Source organism: Microbulbifer sp. ALW1 (assembly GCF_009903625.1).
Lineage (GTDB): Bacteria > Pseudomonadota > Gammaproteobacteria > Pseudomonadales > Cellvibrionaceae > Microbulbifer.
Genome location: NZ_CP047569.1, coordinates 3,243,832 through 3,261,816 on the forward strand (window position 1 = coordinate 3,243,832; position 17,985 = coordinate 3,261,816).

At 56.7% G+C, this 17,985-nt stretch carries 16 protein-coding genes; 6 read left to right on the forward strand and 10 right to left on the reverse strand.

The features are described 5' to 3' along the window. Positions 1-9: 9 nt before the first annotated feature. Positions 10-1,107 (forward strand): CsiV family protein, encoded by a 1,098-nt coding sequence (locus tag GRX76_RS13480; protein ID WP_160153792.1) that lies wholly within the window; start codon positions 10-12, stop codon positions 1,105-1,107. 137 nt (positions 1,108-1,244) lie between these two features. Beyond that, on the forward strand, positions 1,245-2,480 hold the full coding sequence (locus GRX76_RS13485; RefSeq protein ID WP_160153793.1) for a DUF819 domain-containing protein: 1,236 nt from the start codon (positions 1,245-1,247) through the stop codon (positions 2,478-2,480). A gap of 243 nt (positions 2,481-2,723) precedes the next feature. Here GRX76_RS13485 and GRX76_RS13490 read toward each other — a convergent pair whose 3' ends face one another. The 4 genes from GRX76_RS13490 to GRX76_RS13505 all read right to left on the reverse strand — a co-directional run bounded on the left by GRX76_RS13490 (position 2,724) and on the right by GRX76_RS13505 (position 6,160). Beyond that, a complete protein-coding gene (locus GRX76_RS13490; protein ID WP_160153794.1) occupies positions 2,724-2,939 on the reverse strand; it encodes a cold-shock protein in 216 nt (71 codons plus the stop codon). Positions 2,940-3,243: 304 nt separating this feature from the next. Continuing rightward, on the reverse strand, positions 3,244-4,380 hold the full coding sequence (locus GRX76_RS13495; RefSeq protein WP_201276821.1) for a mechanosensitive ion channel family protein: 1,137 nt from the start codon (positions 4,378-4,380) through the stop codon (positions 3,244-3,246). A 51-nt stretch (positions 4,381-4,431) separates the two neighbouring features. After that, positions 4,432-5,445 carry a beta-N-acetylhexosaminidase gene (nagZ, locus tag GRX76_RS13500; RefSeq protein ID WP_160153795.1) on the reverse strand — a complete coding sequence of 338 codons (1,014 nt, stop codon included), beginning with the start codon at positions 5,443-5,445 and terminating at the stop codon, positions 4,432-4,434. A gap of 76 nt (positions 5,446-5,521) precedes the next feature. Next, positions 5,522-6,160 carry a TetR/AcrR family transcriptional regulator gene (locus GRX76_RS13505; RefSeq protein ID WP_160153796.1) on the reverse strand — a complete coding sequence of 213 codons (639 nt, stop codon included), beginning with the start codon at positions 6,158-6,160 and terminating at the stop codon, positions 5,522-5,524. A gap of 398 nt (positions 6,161-6,558) precedes the next feature. Between GRX76_RS13505 and GRX76_RS13510 the strand changes: the two genes are divergently transcribed. Then, on the forward strand, positions 6,559-6,891 hold the full coding sequence (locus tag GRX76_RS13510) for a DUF6763 family protein (protein ID WP_160153797.1): 333 nt from the start codon (positions 6,559-6,561) through the stop codon (positions 6,889-6,891). Positions 6,892-6,910: 19 nt separating this feature from the next. Here GRX76_RS13510 and GRX76_RS13515 read toward each other — a convergent pair whose 3' ends face one another. Then, complete coding sequence (locus GRX76_RS13515) at positions 6,911-7,552, reverse strand: TIGR00730 family Rossman fold protein (RefSeq protein ID WP_160153798.1); 642 nt, start codon at positions 7,550-7,552, stop codon at positions 6,911-6,913. Between the two features lie 181 nt (positions 7,553-7,733). On the opposite strand from GRX76_RS13515, the gene lexA reads away from it, so the two are divergent. After that, positions 7,734-8,342 (forward strand): transcriptional repressor LexA, encoded by a 609-nt coding sequence (gene lexA / locus GRX76_RS13520; protein ID WP_160153799.1) that lies wholly within the window; start codon positions 7,734-7,736, stop codon positions 8,340-8,342. Between the two features lie 164 nt (positions 8,343-8,506). Here lexA and GRX76_RS13525 read toward each other — a convergent pair whose 3' ends face one another. From GRX76_RS13525 to GRX76_RS13540, 4 genes are all read right to left on the reverse strand, one after another. Further along, positions 8,507-8,764: a hypothetical protein gene (locus GRX76_RS13525; protein ID WP_160153800.1), complete on the reverse strand. Its 258-nt coding sequence runs from the start codon at positions 8,762-8,764 to the stop codon at positions 8,507-8,509. A gap of 80 nt (positions 8,765-8,844) precedes the next feature. Next, positions 8,845-9,363, reverse strand: coding sequence for a DUF6586 family protein (locus GRX76_RS13530; protein ID WP_160153801.1), 519 nt, complete (start codon positions 9,361-9,363; stop codon positions 8,845-8,847). Between the two features lie 15 nt (positions 9,364-9,378). Continuing rightward, positions 9,379-12,138 carry a type I DNA topoisomerase gene (gene topA / locus GRX76_RS13535; protein ID WP_160153802.1) on the reverse strand — a complete coding sequence of 920 codons (2,760 nt, stop codon included), beginning with the start codon at positions 12,136-12,138 and terminating at the stop codon, positions 9,379-9,381. Positions 12,139-12,493: 355 nt separating this feature from the next. After that, positions 12,494-13,018 (reverse strand): hypothetical protein, encoded by a 525-nt coding sequence (locus GRX76_RS13540; RefSeq protein WP_160153803.1) that lies wholly within the window; start codon positions 13,016-13,018, stop codon positions 12,494-12,496. A 267-nt stretch (positions 13,019-13,285) separates the two neighbouring features. Between GRX76_RS13540 and GRX76_RS13545 the strand changes: the two genes are divergently transcribed. Then, positions 13,286-13,729 carry a universal stress protein gene (locus GRX76_RS13545; RefSeq protein WP_160153804.1) on the forward strand — a complete coding sequence of 148 codons (444 nt, stop codon included), beginning with the start codon at positions 13,286-13,288 and terminating at the stop codon, positions 13,727-13,729. A gap of 134 nt (positions 13,730-13,863) precedes the next feature. Here the strand turns inward: GRX76_RS13545 and GRX76_RS13550 are convergent, their stop codons facing one another. Beyond that, positions 13,864-15,756 carry an ATP-binding cassette domain-containing protein gene (locus tag GRX76_RS13550; protein WP_160153805.1) on the reverse strand — a complete coding sequence of 631 codons (1,893 nt, stop codon included), beginning with the start codon at positions 15,754-15,756 and terminating at the stop codon, positions 13,864-13,866. Between the two features lie 94 nt (positions 15,757-15,850). On the opposite strand from GRX76_RS13550, the gene GRX76_RS13555 reads away from it, so the two are divergent. Beyond that, on the forward strand, positions 15,851-17,929 hold the full coding sequence (locus GRX76_RS13555; RefSeq protein ID WP_236250364.1) for a transglycosylase SLT domain-containing protein: 2,079 nt from the start codon (positions 15,851-15,853) through the stop codon (positions 17,927-17,929). The last annotated feature ends 56 nt before the right edge of the window (positions 17,930-17,985 follow it).

The following is a 17,985-nucleotide window of genomic DNA, read 5'->3' on the forward strand; positions in this document are numbered from 1 at the left end:
GGTGATAAGATGGACGAATTCCAAACTGGTGAATTAGCCGCCTCCCTCCCACACCTCAGAGCGGGTGCGGCGGACAACAACGACAACAGTGGTATCGAAATGATGACCAATTCAGCAATCAAGGTCACACAAAAAGTCCAGCAGCGGGGACTCAAGCAACTCGCAGGACTCCTGCTACTGACCCTGGCTACCGCCGGCGCAGAAGCCGCCAGCTATGCCGGCACTCAGTTCGAGATTGAGATGGTGGTATTTGCACGGGACAACGGGATGAACCAGTCCCGGGAAAACTGGCCGAGCGCGCCCCATCTCGCGTACGACGATCGCTGGGTGGATTTCGATACCCCTTCACGCTCCAACCCGATGTCACCGCAGTTGTTGCCAGCGCCCAACCAGTTGGACAACAAAGTCGCGGCACTGAAGCGCAGTGCAGGCTACCGGGTGCTCTTCCACAAAACCTGGAGACAGGTGCTGCAGCAAGAGCGCAACGCCCCCGCCGTGCTGATCAGTGGCGGCGCACCCAGTGATAACCACCATGAACTGGAAGGCAGTGTCACCCTCAGCGTGTCCCGCTACCTCCATCTCAGCACCGACCTGTGGCTGAGCGAATGGCTGCCGCAATCTGCTGAAATGCCAACGGCGGACAATTCCGGATTCGGTTATCAGCAGGCCGCCACAGCGGCAGCGACACAAGGCATTCGGGTTCCAACTCGCCCGAGAGCCGCCATCAGCGTGAATTCTTCCCTGGCCGGCGAAGAACCCCTGAGTCTGGGAGGCACCCAGTCAGCTTCAGAAAGTAATGGCTATGGCACTGCGAGCACCACTGACAACTACGCAAACGGCACAGACGCAGCGGTATTCCGCAGCGGCAACCGTTTTTCAGACACCCCGATCGGTGAATCGGTTGACCCCGCTGAACACGCACCCAGTGAAAAGCTGGCCGCACGGGTAGCAGTACTGCAGGAAGAGCGACGCCTGCGCAGTGGCGAACTGCATTATATCGATCACCCCAAGTTGGGTGTGCTGATCGAGGTACGGACGGTTGCGCAGCAGCAGGAACCCTCCAGCGATGACCTGCAGCAGGACGAAGAACCACTGGATCTCAATTAACGCAAAGCCCGGATAGAACCTCGAATAGAAACCAGAATAGAAACCCAGCGAACACGGCCCATCACGGGCCGTTTTCCGTTAGGGGTAAAACTCGGTTAACCTTGTGGCAAATCATAAAAATCAGGCCAACTCGCTATATGATCACTAACGACGCCATTATTCTCGGCATGCTCGCGGCCATTCTCGGCTTTGTTTTCTACACTGCCAGCAGCGAACAACGCTTTTGGAAACGTTTTTACCGTTTTGTCCCCGCCCTGCTCCTTTGTTATTTCCTGCCGTCGCTGCTCACCACCTTCCATATCATCGACGCCCACAACTCGAACCTCTACTTCGTCGCCTCCCGCTACCTGCTGCCCGCCAGCCTGGTACTGCTGACACTGAGCATCGACCTCAAAGGCATCATCAACCTCGGCCCCAAAGCCCTGATCCTGTTCCTGACCGGTACGCTCGGCATTGTGATTGGCGGCCCACTGGCGTTGCTGATCATGTCAGCCATTAACCCCGACATGCTGAATGGCAACGGACCGGATGCTATCTGGCGCGGCATGACAACCGTGGCTGGCAGCTGGATTGGTGGCGGTGCCAACCAGGCGGCGATGAAGGAGATTTTCGACGTGGGCGGCCAGGTGTTTTCCGCCATGGTGGCGGTAGACGTGATCATCGCCAACCTGTGGATGGCGGTTCTGCTGATCATGGCCGGCAATGCAAAGGAAATGGATGCCCGCCGCGGCGCTGACACCAGTGCCATTGATACATTGCGGGAGCGGGTCGAGCACATGCAGCGCAAACATGCGCGCATTCCGAGCCTGCAGGACCTGATGCTGATTGCCGCCGTCGGCTTCGGCATTACCGGCATCGCCCACGCCTGTGCCGACTTCCTGGCACCCTGGTTCCAGGCCAACGCGCCGCAACTGGCCCGCTTCAGCTTCACCAGCCAGTTCTTCTGGCTGATCATCATTGCCACTACCCTCGGTATCGCCATGGCATTTTCCCCGGCGAAAAAGCTGGAGGGAGCCGGAGCCTCCAAAGTGGGCTCCATCTTTATCTACTTTCTTGTCGCCACCATCGGCACCCACATGGACATTACCGCTCTCAAAGAAAGCCCGGAACTGTTTGTGCTGGGATTGATCTGGATGGCGATCCACGCCGGGCTGATGCTGCTGGTTGCGAAACTGATCAAGGCACCCACATTCTTTATGGCGGTAGGCAGCCAGGCCAACGTCGGCGGTGCGGCTTCCGCACCCGTGGTCGCCGCCGCCTTCCACCCTTCCCTTGCACCGGTTGGGGTTTTGCTGGCGGTGATGGGCTACGCCCTGGGCACCTACGCCGCCTGGTTCTGCGGACAACTGTTGCGCGTAGTGGGTGCCGGCTGATTCGTGCCGGGGGCGGTCTCTCACTGCGACGCCCCCGAATGACCAGTAACAAAAAAGCCCGCACCTTTCGGACTCTTACCGGAAGGTGCGGGCTTTTTCATGACCCTTGCGAAAAGGTCAGCAATATAAAACGCTGGTTAACGCACAAGCGCCAAAACCATTTTGACCGTTTTGCCGGGCAAAATTCATCGAAGTTTGAGCGCGCGTCTCACTAACAGGCTTACAGGTCTTACGACGATCAGCTTATTCGCAGGGAACGACGTCTTCCGCCAACAGGCCTTTATCACCCTGCTGCATTTCGAACTCTACGGACTGTCCCTCGTTGAGGGTTTTGTAACCATCACCGCGAATGCTGCGGTAGTGAACAAAAATATCTTCAGCACCCTCTGAGCAGGTGATAAATCCATAACCCCGGGCATTGTTAAACCACTTCACGGTACCCGTAACGCGATCACTCATTAAGCCAACCTCATTTATTGTTATTGCGTCTGCCTCGGTTGCGGGCAGAACGCCTACCCCATTTGCAGCGGCCGGAGTGTCGTATCTGCGTAACTTACGATCAAACGATCACTGCAGCCGTTACCTCGAAGTACTTCCCCATTGCAACCGGAGAAAGTCGTTACTGATTCTTAGATAAATCTGCGCCAGTGTCTAGGTTTCCACGTGAAATTAATGTTACTTCTCGGTAACAATGCGCAACAATTCACCAAATTTGGCCGAAAATCACCGAAAGCTTTGACATATCATGCTCTCGCGCAGCAAGTCACTTAGCTGTCACTCCAGCACCAAGTGTCATTCGGCTATCGTTGGCCAACGCAAGTTCCGGCAAGTCCGCAATATGCAGAGTGGATGTCGGGAAGGCACAAGAGGCGCCGCGACCCTCAACGATCTGCAGAATCTTCAACAGTACATCCTGCTTGATCTCGTGGTAGCGGATCCAGTCCGTCGTTTTGGTGAAGGTGTATATAAAGAAATCCAGAGAGGACGGCGCGAAAGAATTGAAGTTCACGATCAACGTCTGGTTAGTATCAATCTCCGGGTGCTGCTGAAGCATCGCCCTAACATCATCCACGATTGGCGCCATCAACAGGGCGTCGTCGTAGCGAATACCAATGGTTTCGTAGATGCGGCGGTTCAGCATGCGCGAGGGGTTTTCTACCGAGATCTGGGTAAACACGCCATTGGGAATATAGAGCGGGCGTTTGTCGAAGGTACGGATTCGCGTCAACCGCCAACCGATATCCTCTACGGTCCCCTCAATTTCCCTGTCTGGCGAACGCACCCAATCTCCCACTTTGAAAGGGCGATCGAGATAAATCATCAAGCCACCAAAAAAATTCGCCAGCAAGTCCTTGGCGGCAAAACCGATCGCCAAACCACCGATACCCCCCATGGCCAGCACGCCACTCACGCTGTAGCCGAGACGCTGCATAATGACCATCGCGGCGGTAATCATGATGGAGGCGCGAATCAGCTTGCCAATGGCACGCACAGTGGTTGTATCAATGGGTTTGCGTACAAATCGCGGGTCGGCAAGGTTCAGCTCAACCTCTTTGGCAAAGCGCAGTGCAAACCAGGTTATCACTACCACAAAGCCGATAGCCCTGGGCTTTCCAGCCAGCCAGGTCAATACCTCTGCATCCGTGGACGCTCCCGCGCGTGCAGCGGCGAGCGATAACCCAAGCAACCAGATCAGTATCGACGCTGGTGGGTTGATGGAATTGACCAGTGCATCATCCCAGGGATTGACGGTGCGCGCGGCGCGCTCGCGCAAACGACTAACGAACAGGCTCAATACCCAGGACGCCATCGCGGTAATCAGTACAACGATAAACACTTCGGCAATCCAGAAACGGTCATCCCCGACGAGAGAGCGCAAAAACGCTTTGGCTGACTCCACAAATTACTCCATTCACTGCTTTCTAATGATCGGTGGCGTTATTGTGCGCATTTACATCCAGGATGCCAGCCATTCCCGGGTTGAATGCCAGCGGGGAGACTGTTCCAGCGCTTCCCAACTGCGTATCTGCGGTTGGCCGCGCATCCGCTCCAGACGCGCGCTGGAGGCCGGGTCGGGCGTATAGCCCTCAAGCGCCGCCAGTACTTCGATCGCTCCCTCGCGATTGTTACAGACAACCCCCATATCGCAGCCCGCATGCATGGCAGCGCGAATACGCTCGGCATAGCCCCCTGCCGCACCCGCGCCCTCCATGGTCAGGTCATCACTGAAAATCACACCGTCAAATCCAAAGCGCTTGCGCAATACCTCCTGCAACCAGAAGCGTGAGAAGCCCACGGGATTCTCATCCACATTGGCAAAATGGATATGTGCCGGCATTACGGCGTCCAGCTCACCGGCGAGCATACACTCTTCGAATGGCTTGCAATCAGAAGCCAATACAGATTCCAGCGGGCGCTGGTCTACGGGTAATTCTTCATGGCTATCTTCGAGCACCTGGCCATGGCCGGGAAAATGCTTTCCGGTCGTTGCCATGCCCGCCTCGTGCATCCCCGCCATAAACGGCCGCGCCTTTTCTGCTAACATCAGCGGATCTTTGGCGAAACTGCGATCGCCGACGATTCGGCAAAAATCGTCATCCGCATCCAGCACCGGGGCAAAACTGAAATCCACACCCACGGCCAGCAGCTCGGCGGCCAGCAACCAGCCAACATCTTTCAGCTGGGTGGTATCCGCGTGGGCTGCCAGCGCCTGCATCGAAGGTATTCGGGTGAAGTTGTCGCGAAAGCGCTGCACTCGCCCACCCTCCTGGTCAACTGCGAGTAAAATTTCCGGGCGAACACCGCGAATATCGGCGATCAGCGCTTCCAGCTGCGGCCGATCGCGGTAATTACGTGCAAAAAATATCAGGCCACCCACCTGTGGATGCCGCAATAAATCCCGATCCTCTAGGGTAAGCTCGGTACCTTCGACATCAATCATTACCGGACCGATCTGAACAGACATGGTCTTCCTGCTCCTTTGATTAATTTGCACGCGCCAGGATTAATTTGTACGCGCCAGGCGCCACGGCTGTGCGCGGCTATTCCTTCGGCTCGGGCGCAGTCAACATGGCCGAAGCAGCGGGCGCCAGCCGGGCAAGGGTTTCTTCCAGACTGCTCTCTGCACCGAAATCCTCCCGAAGGATAGCTTCAATGGCGTCGAAGCTCGACAGAGAAAATATGGTGGCGCCCAGCATGAAATAAAGGCGCCAGTAGAAGGTCACCGGGTCGACCTGAGGTAAGGCATTGGCAAGCTGGCCCGCAAACCGCCGGTAGCTGGATCCATAGCGCGAAACGATAAACCGCCGCAGGTGGCCCTGGGACTGGGTATAAGCCAGCCCCAGTAAACGCATGAAGCGCTTGGGATCGCGCCCCTCTCTGGCGAGACCGGCCAGTGCGACCCGATACAGGCTCTGCAGGAGGTCATCCACCTGTAAACACTCGTCCTGAAGCTCTCGGCGGCTCAACTCCCGATCCAGATGCTCCGTAAAAGGCGTAAGGAAACGCTCAAATACGGCCTGGATTAACTCTTTTTTCGAACCAAAATGGTAGTTTACCGCGGCCAGATTCACCCCGGCGGTGCTGGTGATGGTGCGCAGCGAGGTTTCAGTAAAGCCGCGCTCGGCAAATAGTACCTCGGCGGCATCCAGGATTCGCTTGACGGTTTCCAGCTGACTCATACCAATTCAAACCAACAATTAAAACGCTTGTTTAAGGGCCTGAGACTAGCATAGTCGGCACCAATTGGAACATCCGTCTCCCCTGCCCCAAAAGCGGTTTAAGCAGCCGCGCGCTTCAATCCACCGAAATTTGCCCTGGCGATCACAAAGCACCCAGGGAATCCCGAAATCGCGACCTCCCGGATACCAAGCAGCCGGCACCGACACTAGATTGAATTTAAAGACTGAGGAAATTGCTCGAAACGGAACTTCGAAAGAGGCGCGGGATTTGCTGTAACAGCCGCTATTGATTCCTGAACCGGCCGCCGTGGTAGTGACGATGGCGATGGGGACGGGATTTCATAGTAGCGCGGCAACAAAGGGCCCCTAACGATTGATAACGACAGGAGGGCCGCGCCATGGCCAGAATTGCTCCGGAAATTGGCAGCTGGTTCGAAAACTTCCAATCTGGTGAATTGTTTGAAGTGGTGGCAGTAGACCACCCCTCTCGCACCATTGAAGTTCAATACATCGACGGCGCACTGGATGAAATTGACTTTCTCAGTTGGCCGCGACTACCGGTGATTGGTGCAGCACCTCCGGAAGATGCCAACGCCGGATATGGCAGCCTCGCGCGCGAAATGCAGGATGATGAGGATGCCGGATTCAAAAGTCCCTTATTTTCGCCCGCCCAAAGCGCCATCGACAAACTGGAAGGCGAATCTTTTCCCGGCACCGATGAAAGTATTTAACTGAGCGGTAGAGAGCCCATCAAATATCGCGCTCGCGAATATACTCCACGATGATCTCTGCCGCCTCCTCGACCGTGTCAACCAATTTGAACAGGTTCAGATCACCGGCATCAATGCATTCCCGGTCCAAAACCGTTTCCATCAGCCAGTCGATTAATCCCGCCCAGTAGCGCTTCCCTACCAGAACAATGGGAAAGCGTCGGACTTTTTGCGTCTGTACCAGCGTCAGCGCCTCAAACAGTTCATCCAGGGTTCCGTACCCGCCGGGCATGGCGATAAAGCCAACGGCATGTTTCACGAACATGAATTTCCGCACAAAGAAGTAGCGAAAGTGCAGACTGATATCGAGATAGGGATTCGGCGTCTGCTCAAATGGCAATTCAATATTCAGGCCGATTGAGGCACCAGCCTGGGTAAATGCACCGCGATTGCAGGCCTCCATAATCCCGGGGCCGCCGCCGGTAATAACCGGCACCCCTTCACTGGCAAGCAACTCGCCCAGGCGCACACCTTCCTGATACTCCACCGCATCTTCACGGAATCTTGCACTGCCGAAAACCGTCACCGCGCCCTTCAATGTAATCAGGCGCTCGATACCATCGACGAGTTCCGATTGAATTCGCAGCACGCGCCACGCTTCTGGCATTTTTGCGTCCAGCATATGCCTTCTCCTTATTGCCCGACTCCCCTCCTGGGGAACTGGATGCCCATACAACCTGAAAGCCGACAGGTACCCCAAGTCTAGCAGCTAGCCCACACACTCCCCCGGAAGATTGCGTGCAAGAGAAATCTGTATATAATCCCAGCAACTGTATAAAAATACAGACAACAGGAAAGTGCGCATGACAAACCTTACCGCTCGCCAGGCCCAGGTACTGGAACTGATCAAAACGTATCTGGACGATACCGGATACCCACCCACCAGAGCTGAGATTGCCCAGGAGCTCGGTTTCCGCTCTCCGAATGCGGCAGAGGAACACCTCAAAGCACTGGCGCGTAAAGGCGCAATTGAAATGGTCGCCGGCGCCTCACGCGGTATCCGGATTCCAGACCACCAGAGCGGCTTGCCCATTGTTGGCCGGGTCGCGGCAGGTAATCCGGTACTGGCGGAAGAAAATATTGAAGAGTATTGCGAGATCCCGGCGGAGTTTTTCCACCCACCGGCGGACTATCTGCTGCGGGTACACGGCATGAGCATGAAGAACGCCGGTATTTTTGATGGCGACCTGCTGGCCGTACAACGCACGGACAACATCCGCAATGGCCAGATAGTAGTGGCACGGATTGAAGATGAAGTGACCGTGAAGCGGTTCAAGCGACGCGGCAACCAGGCAACCATCCAGCTGTTGCCGGAGAATGATGACTTCGATGTTATTCAGGTGGATATGCGTGACAAGAATTTCGCCATTGAAGGTTTGGCGGTTGGTGTGATTCGTCAGAATCCCTTTTAAGGCATCGCTTTCGGCACCTTCCAGACATAAAAAAACAGGGCCTCAAGCCCTGTTTTTTTATGCGTCTTTCACGGCCTTTGATACACGATTCGCCCCGTATCTTTCCGTTACAGCCCGTTACAGCGGCCGAAATCACCGACGCTGCGGGGTACGTTCGAGCAAGCTCAGTGTACCGTGTGCTCGGTCACATCCACGTCTTCCTCGAAGGATTCCGGCTCCGCTTCCAGCTCGTTCACATCCTGCACCGCCTCAATTCCCGCCTCCAGCATAGCGCGGGCAATGGCAATCTTGTGCTCACGTAAAAACTCGAGGCTCTCCGCTGAGAAATGAATACGCACCAGCGGGTCTCCCTTGTGACCAGCGCGTCGCAGCGCCACATCACCATTGGACAACTCGATGATTTCGTAGGTCTCAGAAGACATTCACTTCTCCAGTTACAGCATGATTTTCCGCCATTGTAACACAGGGGGAAGTGATTAATCTGCGGCGCCCGCTGAAGGCGCTACCACTCTTCGCCTTGTACCCGCTGCCGCTGCACCAGCTCGGTAAGCCCCCGCAACCAGCGGTTGAGGCACTCGGGGTCCACCGCGACCGGCATATCTTCCAGTTGCCGCACCGGAATCAGTGTTTGTACGCCCGCCCCTCCGTCAGGCCCCTGCCCGGCGCTAGCCGGAAGCTTCCAGAGCCCACTCCAAGCAGCTGCCAGCGGGTAAAACCAGCTATCCGGGTTTTCCGCCAAGCTCACCAGCTCGCCGACGTCCGCACTGAATTTGCCCCGGGCCGTCAGCAGGCTCTGCAGCGCCGCTGCGGATTCCGGCACAACACCAGTGCCCAGACCCAGCTGGTGGGACTGCTCGCCGAGAAAAGCACGATATGCCCGCCACAGTTGCAATAACGCCCCTTCCTGCAAAGCAGCTTGCAGGAAGGGGTTTTCGGTATTGCCCTGCTCATCCAGCGACTGGAGCAGAATCTGGCATTTGCGCAGGGCCGAGGCCACTGTGCCGGTATAGGGGTTACTCAAGTACAGGCCTACCCTTTAGGAATTTTCTTTAGGGGATTTCTTGGCGGCCGCTTTTTTGGCCGGCGCCTTTTTAGCCGCAGCTTTCTTGGCTGGTGCCTTTTTTGCAGCCGCCTTTTTCGCGGGTGCTTTCTTTGCAGCAGCCTTCTTCGCTGGGGCTTCTACTTCCCATTTCCCATTGTTGTAGAAGGCCTTCCAGCCCGTCGCTTTACCCTCTTCCTCACTCTGAACGTACTGTTCCTGGGTCTTGCGACTGAAACGGACCACCGTATCCCGCCCCTCGTTGTCTTCCGTGGGCGCGGAAAACAGGAAGCTGTACTTGGGATCTATCTCATCTTTGTGGGGCAGCAACTCCTTCACCAGAGGCGCGCGCGTCTCCCGGTTTTTCGGGAACTGGCTCGCTGCCAGGAAGAGGCCGGAAGCGCCATCCCGAAGGATGTAGGTATCCTCGACTTTTTCGCAGGCGAGCTCTGGCATGGGCACCGGGTCCATTTTTGGGGGCGCCGGTTGTCCGCTTTTCAACAATTTGCGGGTGTTTTTGCAGCTTTCATTGGTACAGCCAAAATATTTGCCGAAACGGCCGGACTTCAGCTGCATATCACTGCCACATTTGTCGCACTCGATCAGCGGGCCATCATAGCCCTTGATCTTGAAGGTGCCCTTCTCCACCTCAAAACCATTGCAGTCTGGGTTGTTACCGCAGATATGCAGTTTGCGGTGTTCATCCACCAGGTAGCTGTCCATGGCGGTGCCGCACTTGCCACAACGGCGCTTGTCGCGCAGCTGGCGAGTTTCTGCATCCTCGTCCTTGTCCGCATCCACCGCTTCTTCACCAGACACCAGGTTCATGGTGTTGGTACAGCGCTCTTTCGGCGGCAGCGCATAACCGGAACAGCCCAGGAAGACGCCGGTGGAGCCGGTGCGAATCTGCATATGACGACCGCACTGGCTGCACTCGATATCCGTATCCGTCGGCGAGTTGCGGCGCATGCCGCCCTCTTTGTCCTGCGCCACTTCCAGTCGCTGGCTAAAGTCGGAATAGAACTCGTTAAGCAGGTCTTTCCAGCCTTTTTTGCCCTCTGCCACCGTATCCAGGGACTCTTCCAGGCTGGCGGTAAAACCGTAATCCATCAGGTTTTTGAAGCTTTCGCTCAGGCGGTCGGTAACGATATCGCCCATTTTTTCCGCGTAGAAACGACGGTTTTCCAGCCGTACGTAGCCGCGATCCTGAATGGTGGAAATAATCGATGCGTAGGTGGACGGCCGGCCGATGCCGCGCTTTTCCAGCTCTTTAACCAACGCCGCTTCACTGAAACGCGCCGGCGGCTTGGTGAAATGCTGCTTCGGATCCAGCTTTTTGAGGTTGAGCTTTTCACCCACCTTGATATCGGGCAGTACCAGGTCTTCGTCTTTTTTGGTCTGCGCCGGTGCCACTTTCAGAAAGCCGTCAAAGCGAATTACCCGGCCGCGGGTACGCAGCTCAAAGTCACCCGCCGTTACCACGACCGAGGTGGAAGTAAACTGGGCGGGTGTCATCTGACAGGCCACAAACTGCTGCCAGATCAAGGTGTACAGACGCTCAGCATCGCGCTCCATGCCGGACAGCATGTTCGGCTTTACCCGCACGTCGGATGGGCGAATCGCCTCGTGCGCTTCCTGTGCCCCCTCTTTGCTGCTATAGCGATTGGGGTTTTCCGGCAGATATTTATCGCCGTAATTCTCACCAATAAATTCGCGCACGGAAGACACGGCTTCGGCACTCAGGTTGGTGGAGTCGGTACGCATATAGGTGATGTAGCCCGCTTCGTACAAGCGCTGGGCCATCATCATGGTTTTCTTCACGCTAAAGCCCAGGCGGTTACTGGCAGCCTGCTGCAGCGTTGAGGTAATAAAGGGTGCACCGGGCTTGGAGCTGGTGGGCTTGTCATCCCGGGCGCTCACAGTGAAGTCGCTGGTCTGCAGCGCCTTCAGCGCGGCCATGGCCTGCTCTTCGTTAGTGGGCTTGAAGGCATCACCGGCCTGTTTTTTCACTTCCAGGCGCAGGGCGTCGGACTTGGCGGTTTGCGTGTCGGCAAACAGGGTCCAGTATTCTTCGGGAATAAACGCGCGTATCTCACGCTCGCGCTCAACTACAAGACGCACCGCGACCGACTGCACGCGGCCAGCGGAAAGGCCGCGCGCGACCTTCTCCCACAACAGCGGAGAAACCATGTAGCCCACGATACGATCGAGGAAACGCCGCGCCTGCTGCGCATTGACCCGATCAATATCCAGTGGGCCCGGGTCTTTAAAGGCTTCCTGAATCGCAGATTTGGTAATTTCGTTAAACACGACGCGACGATAGCGACTGTCATCACCGCCAATTGACTCGCGCAAGTGCCAGGCAATGGCCTCCCCTTCGCGGTCCAAGTCCGTCGCGAGATAGATATGATCGGCGTTGGCGGCGAGCTTGCGCAGCTCATCGACCACCTTTTCCTTGCCCGGCAGGATCTCGTAGTGGGCTTCCCAGTTGTGATCCGGGTCGATACCCATGCGCTTGATCAGCTGCTCGCGGCTTTTCTTGCGCTTGTAGATCTCTTTGTCTTCCGGAGACAGCTTGCGGGTTTCCGCCGCTCTGCGAGCACGCTCTTTGGCATCCACCGGCTGTTTGCTGGAGGCGCCAGTAGGAAGATCCCGGATATGACCGATACTGGACTTCACGACAAAGTCCTTTCCGAGATACTTGTTGATCGTTTTCGCCTTCGCCGGCGACTCGACGATGACCAGTGATTTACCCATAAGCTTTTGATTTTTAATAAAAAATTTACTGCATTAGCACTTTCGGCAGCAGCCGGCTTTGGCAGTGCGCTGCGCGAATATATATGCTTCGCCCCCGGTGTGGTCAAGCAAGCGTCACAATTTGGTGACCAATTAGCCTGTGAAGTGAACCCCTGTGACCGGTAATTTGACCGTTGGTTCACCACATACTCTGCACCAAAAGCCGCTACAAGAACTGCCTGCAGCCATCCCTTGACACGCCCCTCACTTCAACCCGCTCGCCCCCTCTAATAAAGAAGCACGAGCATCCGCTTAATCGCTAGAAACAGTAGACTACTTCTAGCCGGTAACCAGCGGACATTTCAGTCGCCGACTTTCAGGAGGACTCGGACTCGCCACGCTGGGGCTGGCGAATCGCCTCTTCGATCACGGGACGCAAGGACGCCAATCCCTCCTGAATTGCCTTGAATCCCGAATCGCCGCTGCGCTCCCGCCACTGCACGCCCAAGCCGCTGTCATTGGCGAATATCGCCGTCGCATCGGAGGGTAGCAGTGACACCAGCTCTTTCAATGGCGACATTGCCGCCTCTGGCGGCTGCCGTCCCTTGCGCCAGTCCCAAAGCCCATCAAAATGCATTTCATGGGACATACGCTGCAATTCCAGCCCCCACCCCGTCTGCAGACGCCTCGGGTTGCGCCACTGGGAAAAGTAAACCGCGGCATTGCCCTGGCCCTGTGATGCGGGCAAGGGTTGCATTTGCACCTTGAGGCCAGCACTTGCTGCACCTTGGCGCAGCTCCGCCAGTTTGCGATCGCGGCTACTGGGTTTGAGCCACATAACCGGCCCGATCACCAGCGCAACCGCAAGTATGATAACGACGATAGGCACCCAACTAGCCATAACCTTTCCCTGTCGAATTGGTTGAATCTACGACTTTGCCATTAAGTGGTTTCGGTAATTTGTTTCTGCGGTAAGAGTCCGAACCATGTAAAAGGCACTGTTTTGCCCGATCGACGGCGACCGTCCATCGATGACAGGCGCGCATTTTTCCCTACTAGCCCGCGGTTGTGTCAAGTCCGTTTTTTTAAAGTAGACTCAAAGAGGCTTCGAGGCACAGCGCAATAAAGCGGTGCCTCGCATGAAATTCACCCAAATTGCGGGAACACTATGGCAGGCTACAACAACATTCTGGTTGGACTGGACCTTTCTAAAGAATCCGCACAGGTACTGGATCGCGCTGCACAGATTGCCGCCTGCAGCGGCGCGCAAATGAGCCTTGCGCATATCATCGAACCCCTGACGTTTGCCTATGGCGGCGACATCCCCATGGACCTCTCTGAAGTCCAGGAACAACTGCAAAATCAGGCAAAAGAACAGTTACGCAGGGCGGCAGCGGCACACCAGATTGCCCCCGAGCGCCAGCATGTGGTACTCGGGCAACCGGCGACGGAGCTGCATCGGCTGGCGGAAGACACCGGGTGTGATCTCATTGTCATTGGCAGCCACGGCCGCCACGGGCTGGCACTACTGCTCGGCTCTACCGCCAATGGCGTACTGCACGGCGCCAGCTGCGATGTGCTTGCGGTGCGGGTGCACGCTCCCGAAGAGTGAGCAATTGCGTGAAGCTCTAGCCGCCCAAATGAGCGTTTTGGCAGCGATGAAATACAACCTATTAATTCGAACTTAAAAAGGGGCGCTAATGCGCCCCTTTTGCTAAAAACAGCGTGCTATCAAGGTAGTTTCGACTACATACTGTCCAACTCTGCCCAGCGCTCAAAGGCGACTTCCAGCGCCTGCTGCAACTCCGCCAGTTGCTGGAGTTTTGCCTGCACCAAGGCGTTTTCCTGCTGATAAAAATCTGGTGCGGCCATCGCTTCCTCCAGTGCCGCAATATCGTTTTCCAGTGTTTCTATCTGCCCTGGCAGGGCGTCCAGCTCCCGCTGCAACTTGTAACTGAGTTTTTTACTTTTGGCGGCTTTTACCGGCTCTGGCGCTGCACTCACAGATTCCTTTGCAGTGTCTTCCGCTTTGTCTTTCTTGCGCGACTTGAGCTGCTCTTCCGCGCTCAGGAAACGTCCACCCTGGCGCACGAAGTCCTGATAGCCACCCACGTACTCACGCACTACACCCTCGCCCTCAAAGGCCAGACAGCTCTCCACGACATTGTCCAGGAAGGCGCGGTCGTGGCTTACCAGCAGTACCGTACCGGGGAAATCGAGCAGCAGCTGCTCCAGCAGTTCCAGGGTTTCTACATCCAGGTCATTGGTCGGTTCATCCAGCACCAGAATATTGGCGGGCTGGCTGAACAATTTGGCTAACAGTGCACGGTTGCGCTCACCACCGCTGAGCGCACCGACTTTGGTTCTGGCTTTGACACCAGTGAAAAGGAAATCGCTTAGATAGGACATTACGTGCCGACTGCTGCCGCCCACGTCGATGTTTTCGCGCCCCTCGGCGATGTTATCAATCACCGTCATCTCGGGGTTCAGCACGTCCCGGCGCTGGTCAAAATAGGCAACTTGCTGCTTGGTGCCGAGTCGAATATCACCGGACTGGGGCTGTAACTCACCCAGCAACAACCGGATCAGGGTACTTTTGCCAGCACCATTGGGGCCGATAAGACCGACCTTGTCACCGCGCATCAGCGTGAAATCCAGGTCGCGGACCAGCGGAATCGTCTCACCCTGCTCATTTTCAAAGCCGAAGGTAACACCCGTCATCTCCGCAACCAGCTTACCGGAGCGCTCACCGGAATCCAGCGACATCCGCGCCACGCCCTGGCGCTCCCTGCGCGATTGACGCTCCTTGCGCAGCGCCTGCAAAGCCCTTACCCGCCCTTCATTGCGCGTGCGTCTGGCCTTGATGCCCTGGCGGATCCAGGTCTCTTCCTGTGCCAGTTTTTTATCGAACAGGGCGTCGTTGCGCGCCTCTTCCTCCAGCAACTTTTCCTTTTCGCTCTGGTAACGGTCAAATCCGCAGTTGAACACCCGCAGTATCCCGCGATCGAGGTCCCACACGGTGTTCGCAAGGCGTTCCGCCAGCGCGCGGTCGTGGCTGACAAACAACAGCGCCCCGCGATAGCTGCCAAGAAAGTTCTCCAGCCATTCCACGGCGGCAATATCCAGGTGGTTGGTGGGCTCGTCGAGAATCAGCAAATCCGGCTCGGTGACCAGGGCGCGAGCCAGGGCGGCGCGGCGCTGCCAGCCACCAGATAAATCGGAGACTCGAGCTTCTTCATCCAGGTCCAGGCGGTCCAGCACGCTGTCAATCTTGGCCAGTAACTCCCAACCGTGGGCGCCTTCAATCTTCGCCTGCAGGTCCGGGTTCTGGTTGTCCCGGTATTCCGCGAGCCAGCCGCCTACGTCACCGAGGCCTTCCGCTACATAGCGGTACACGGTGTCTGTGCAATCCTCGGGCAATGCCTGGTCCAGGGTGGCGAGGACGATCCCGGTCTGGCGTATGATCTCACCCTCGTCCGGATCCCCTTTGCCTCCGATGAGGCTCAACAGGCTGGATTTACCCTCCCCGTTCCGGCCCACCAGACAAATACGATCTCCGCGCTCAACTTTGGCGTTGACGTGATCCGCCAGCACCTGAACGCCATAGCGTAAACAAACGCCATCCAACTGAAGCAACATAAATAACAACTACAATGGTTTTGGGTGAAAAAGGACATTTTACGCTTTATTCTCCGCCTCACGAATAAGCGATTTCTCAATCGGGTTTTTTAGTATGTCGATTGGCAGCACAGGACTCGCCGCTCTCCTGTCAGTATGCGCCATAGCCAGCCTCGCGATACCGGGGCTGGCGCGGGCTCAACACACGCCGACGGCCGACGCCGCAGCCCCACAACTGGCGGTGGCAGACGTTAAAACGGCACCCGCCAGGCGGAAAAAAGAAAACAAGGATATCAAAGAGGCGGAAGCCGCCGTGGCCCAGCGCGAAAAACTGCAGCAAGCCAGAATGGCCATCGCCCACAACGATCAGCGGCGCCTGAATCAGCTAAAGAAAGAGCTGAGCGACTACCCCCTACTCCCCTACATCGACTATTGGGCGATCAGCAAAAACCTTGCGCGCCTGCCCTACGACGATATTGACCGATTCCTTGAAAAATATGACGGCACCGCCATTGGCGACTGGATGCGCGTGCGGGTACTGCGCGAACTGGGCGGCCGTGAGCGTTTTAGCGCCTACCTGAAGTACTACCGCCCGGAGCAAATCAAGCGCACCCAACTGCGCTGCTACTACGTCGATGCCCTATCCCGGCACGGTGACAAGCAGCAAGCCTATGAAATGATTGAAGCGCTGTGGACCGTAGGTGCCTCCCAACCCAAAGAGTGTGACCCGGCTTTCAGCCGCTGGATGAAAGATGGCGGACTCACCCCGGCGCTCGCGTGGAAGCGGCATGCACTATCGGTGCAAGCCGGCAATCTGGACCTCGCTGGCTACATCGCCCGCAAACTGGACAAAGGCACTGCAAATCGCGCGGAGCTGATGCGCAATGTGTATCGCAAACCGGAGCAAATCCTCAATTACGACCGTTTTATCAAAGATGACGCAGAATACCGCGATATCGTCGCCATCGGCCTGAATCGGCTGGCCTCAAGGGAGCCTGACAAAGCCAGCGAGGCCTGGCAACGCTACAGCGCCAGCTACCTGTTTTCCGATGAAGAGCGAGACAAATTCCTGCGGCACCTGGCCCTGCAGTACGCCCGCCAGGACGACCAGGCAGGCCTGGAGAAGCTGATCAAGTCCCACCCGAGCTTCTACGATCAACGCACCGCCGAGTGGCTGATCCGGCAGTCTCTCCGGGGAATGGACTGGGCGCAGGTGGAATTCTGGATAGACCAGCTCCCCAAAGACGACCAGAACCTGGACCGCTGGCTTTACTGGAAAGCCCGCGCCATCAATGAACAGAACACCAAGAAAGATCCCCAGCGCCAGGCACTGGCCGACAAGCTGTACCAAAAAGCGGCGGCGGAGCGCAGTTATTATGGCTTTCTGGCGTCGGACACCATTGGCAAGGAATACAGTTTTGTAGACCGCCCGGCGCCGATTACGCCCGAACTGGTCGATGCTGTTGCCAACCGTGCGGATATGCAGCGGGCCAGAGAGTTACAGGCGATTGGTGAGTTTTACCACGCGCGGCGTGAGTGGGATTACGCCACCGAGAAAATGACCACAGAAGAATTGATGACCGCGGGCAAGATCGCCAGCTCCTGGGGCTGGTATCACAAATCCATTCAGTCCATTCTCGCGGCAGACTACCTGGACGACCTGGAGTTGCGCTTCCCGCTGGCGTTTTCTGACATTGTTACCGATGTCGCCAAACGCATGGGCAAGAAAACCGCTCTGGACTCGTATCTCGTGCTGGCGGTGGCCCGCCAGGAAAGCCATTTCAGCCATGATGCCAAATCCCACGCCGGCGCTATGGGCCTGATGCAGCTACTGCCCTCGACCGCCGAAGCAACAGCGCGCAAAGCGGGCGTGCCCTACCGGCGCAGCTGGGACCTGCTGAACCCGGATACCAACATCAATCTGGGCGCCTTTTACCTGAACTCGTTACTGAACCGCTTCGACAACAACCGCTTCCTTGCCGCAGCCGCCTACAACGCCGGCCCCACGCGGGTGTCCGGCTGGCTCAAGGACACGGACAAAAAGCTGCCGTTTGATGTATGGATTGAAACCATTCCCTACAGCGAAACCCGCAAGTATGTGCAGAACGTCTTGTCCTACTCGGTGATTTACGCCTATCGCAGCGGCGACAAATCAACACTACTGCGGAAAAACGAAGCGGAAGCGCGACTCTGAGCCCGGCCCAGCGGCCGGGCAAATATGAAGGGTATTAAGGTGGTGAGATGGAGAAA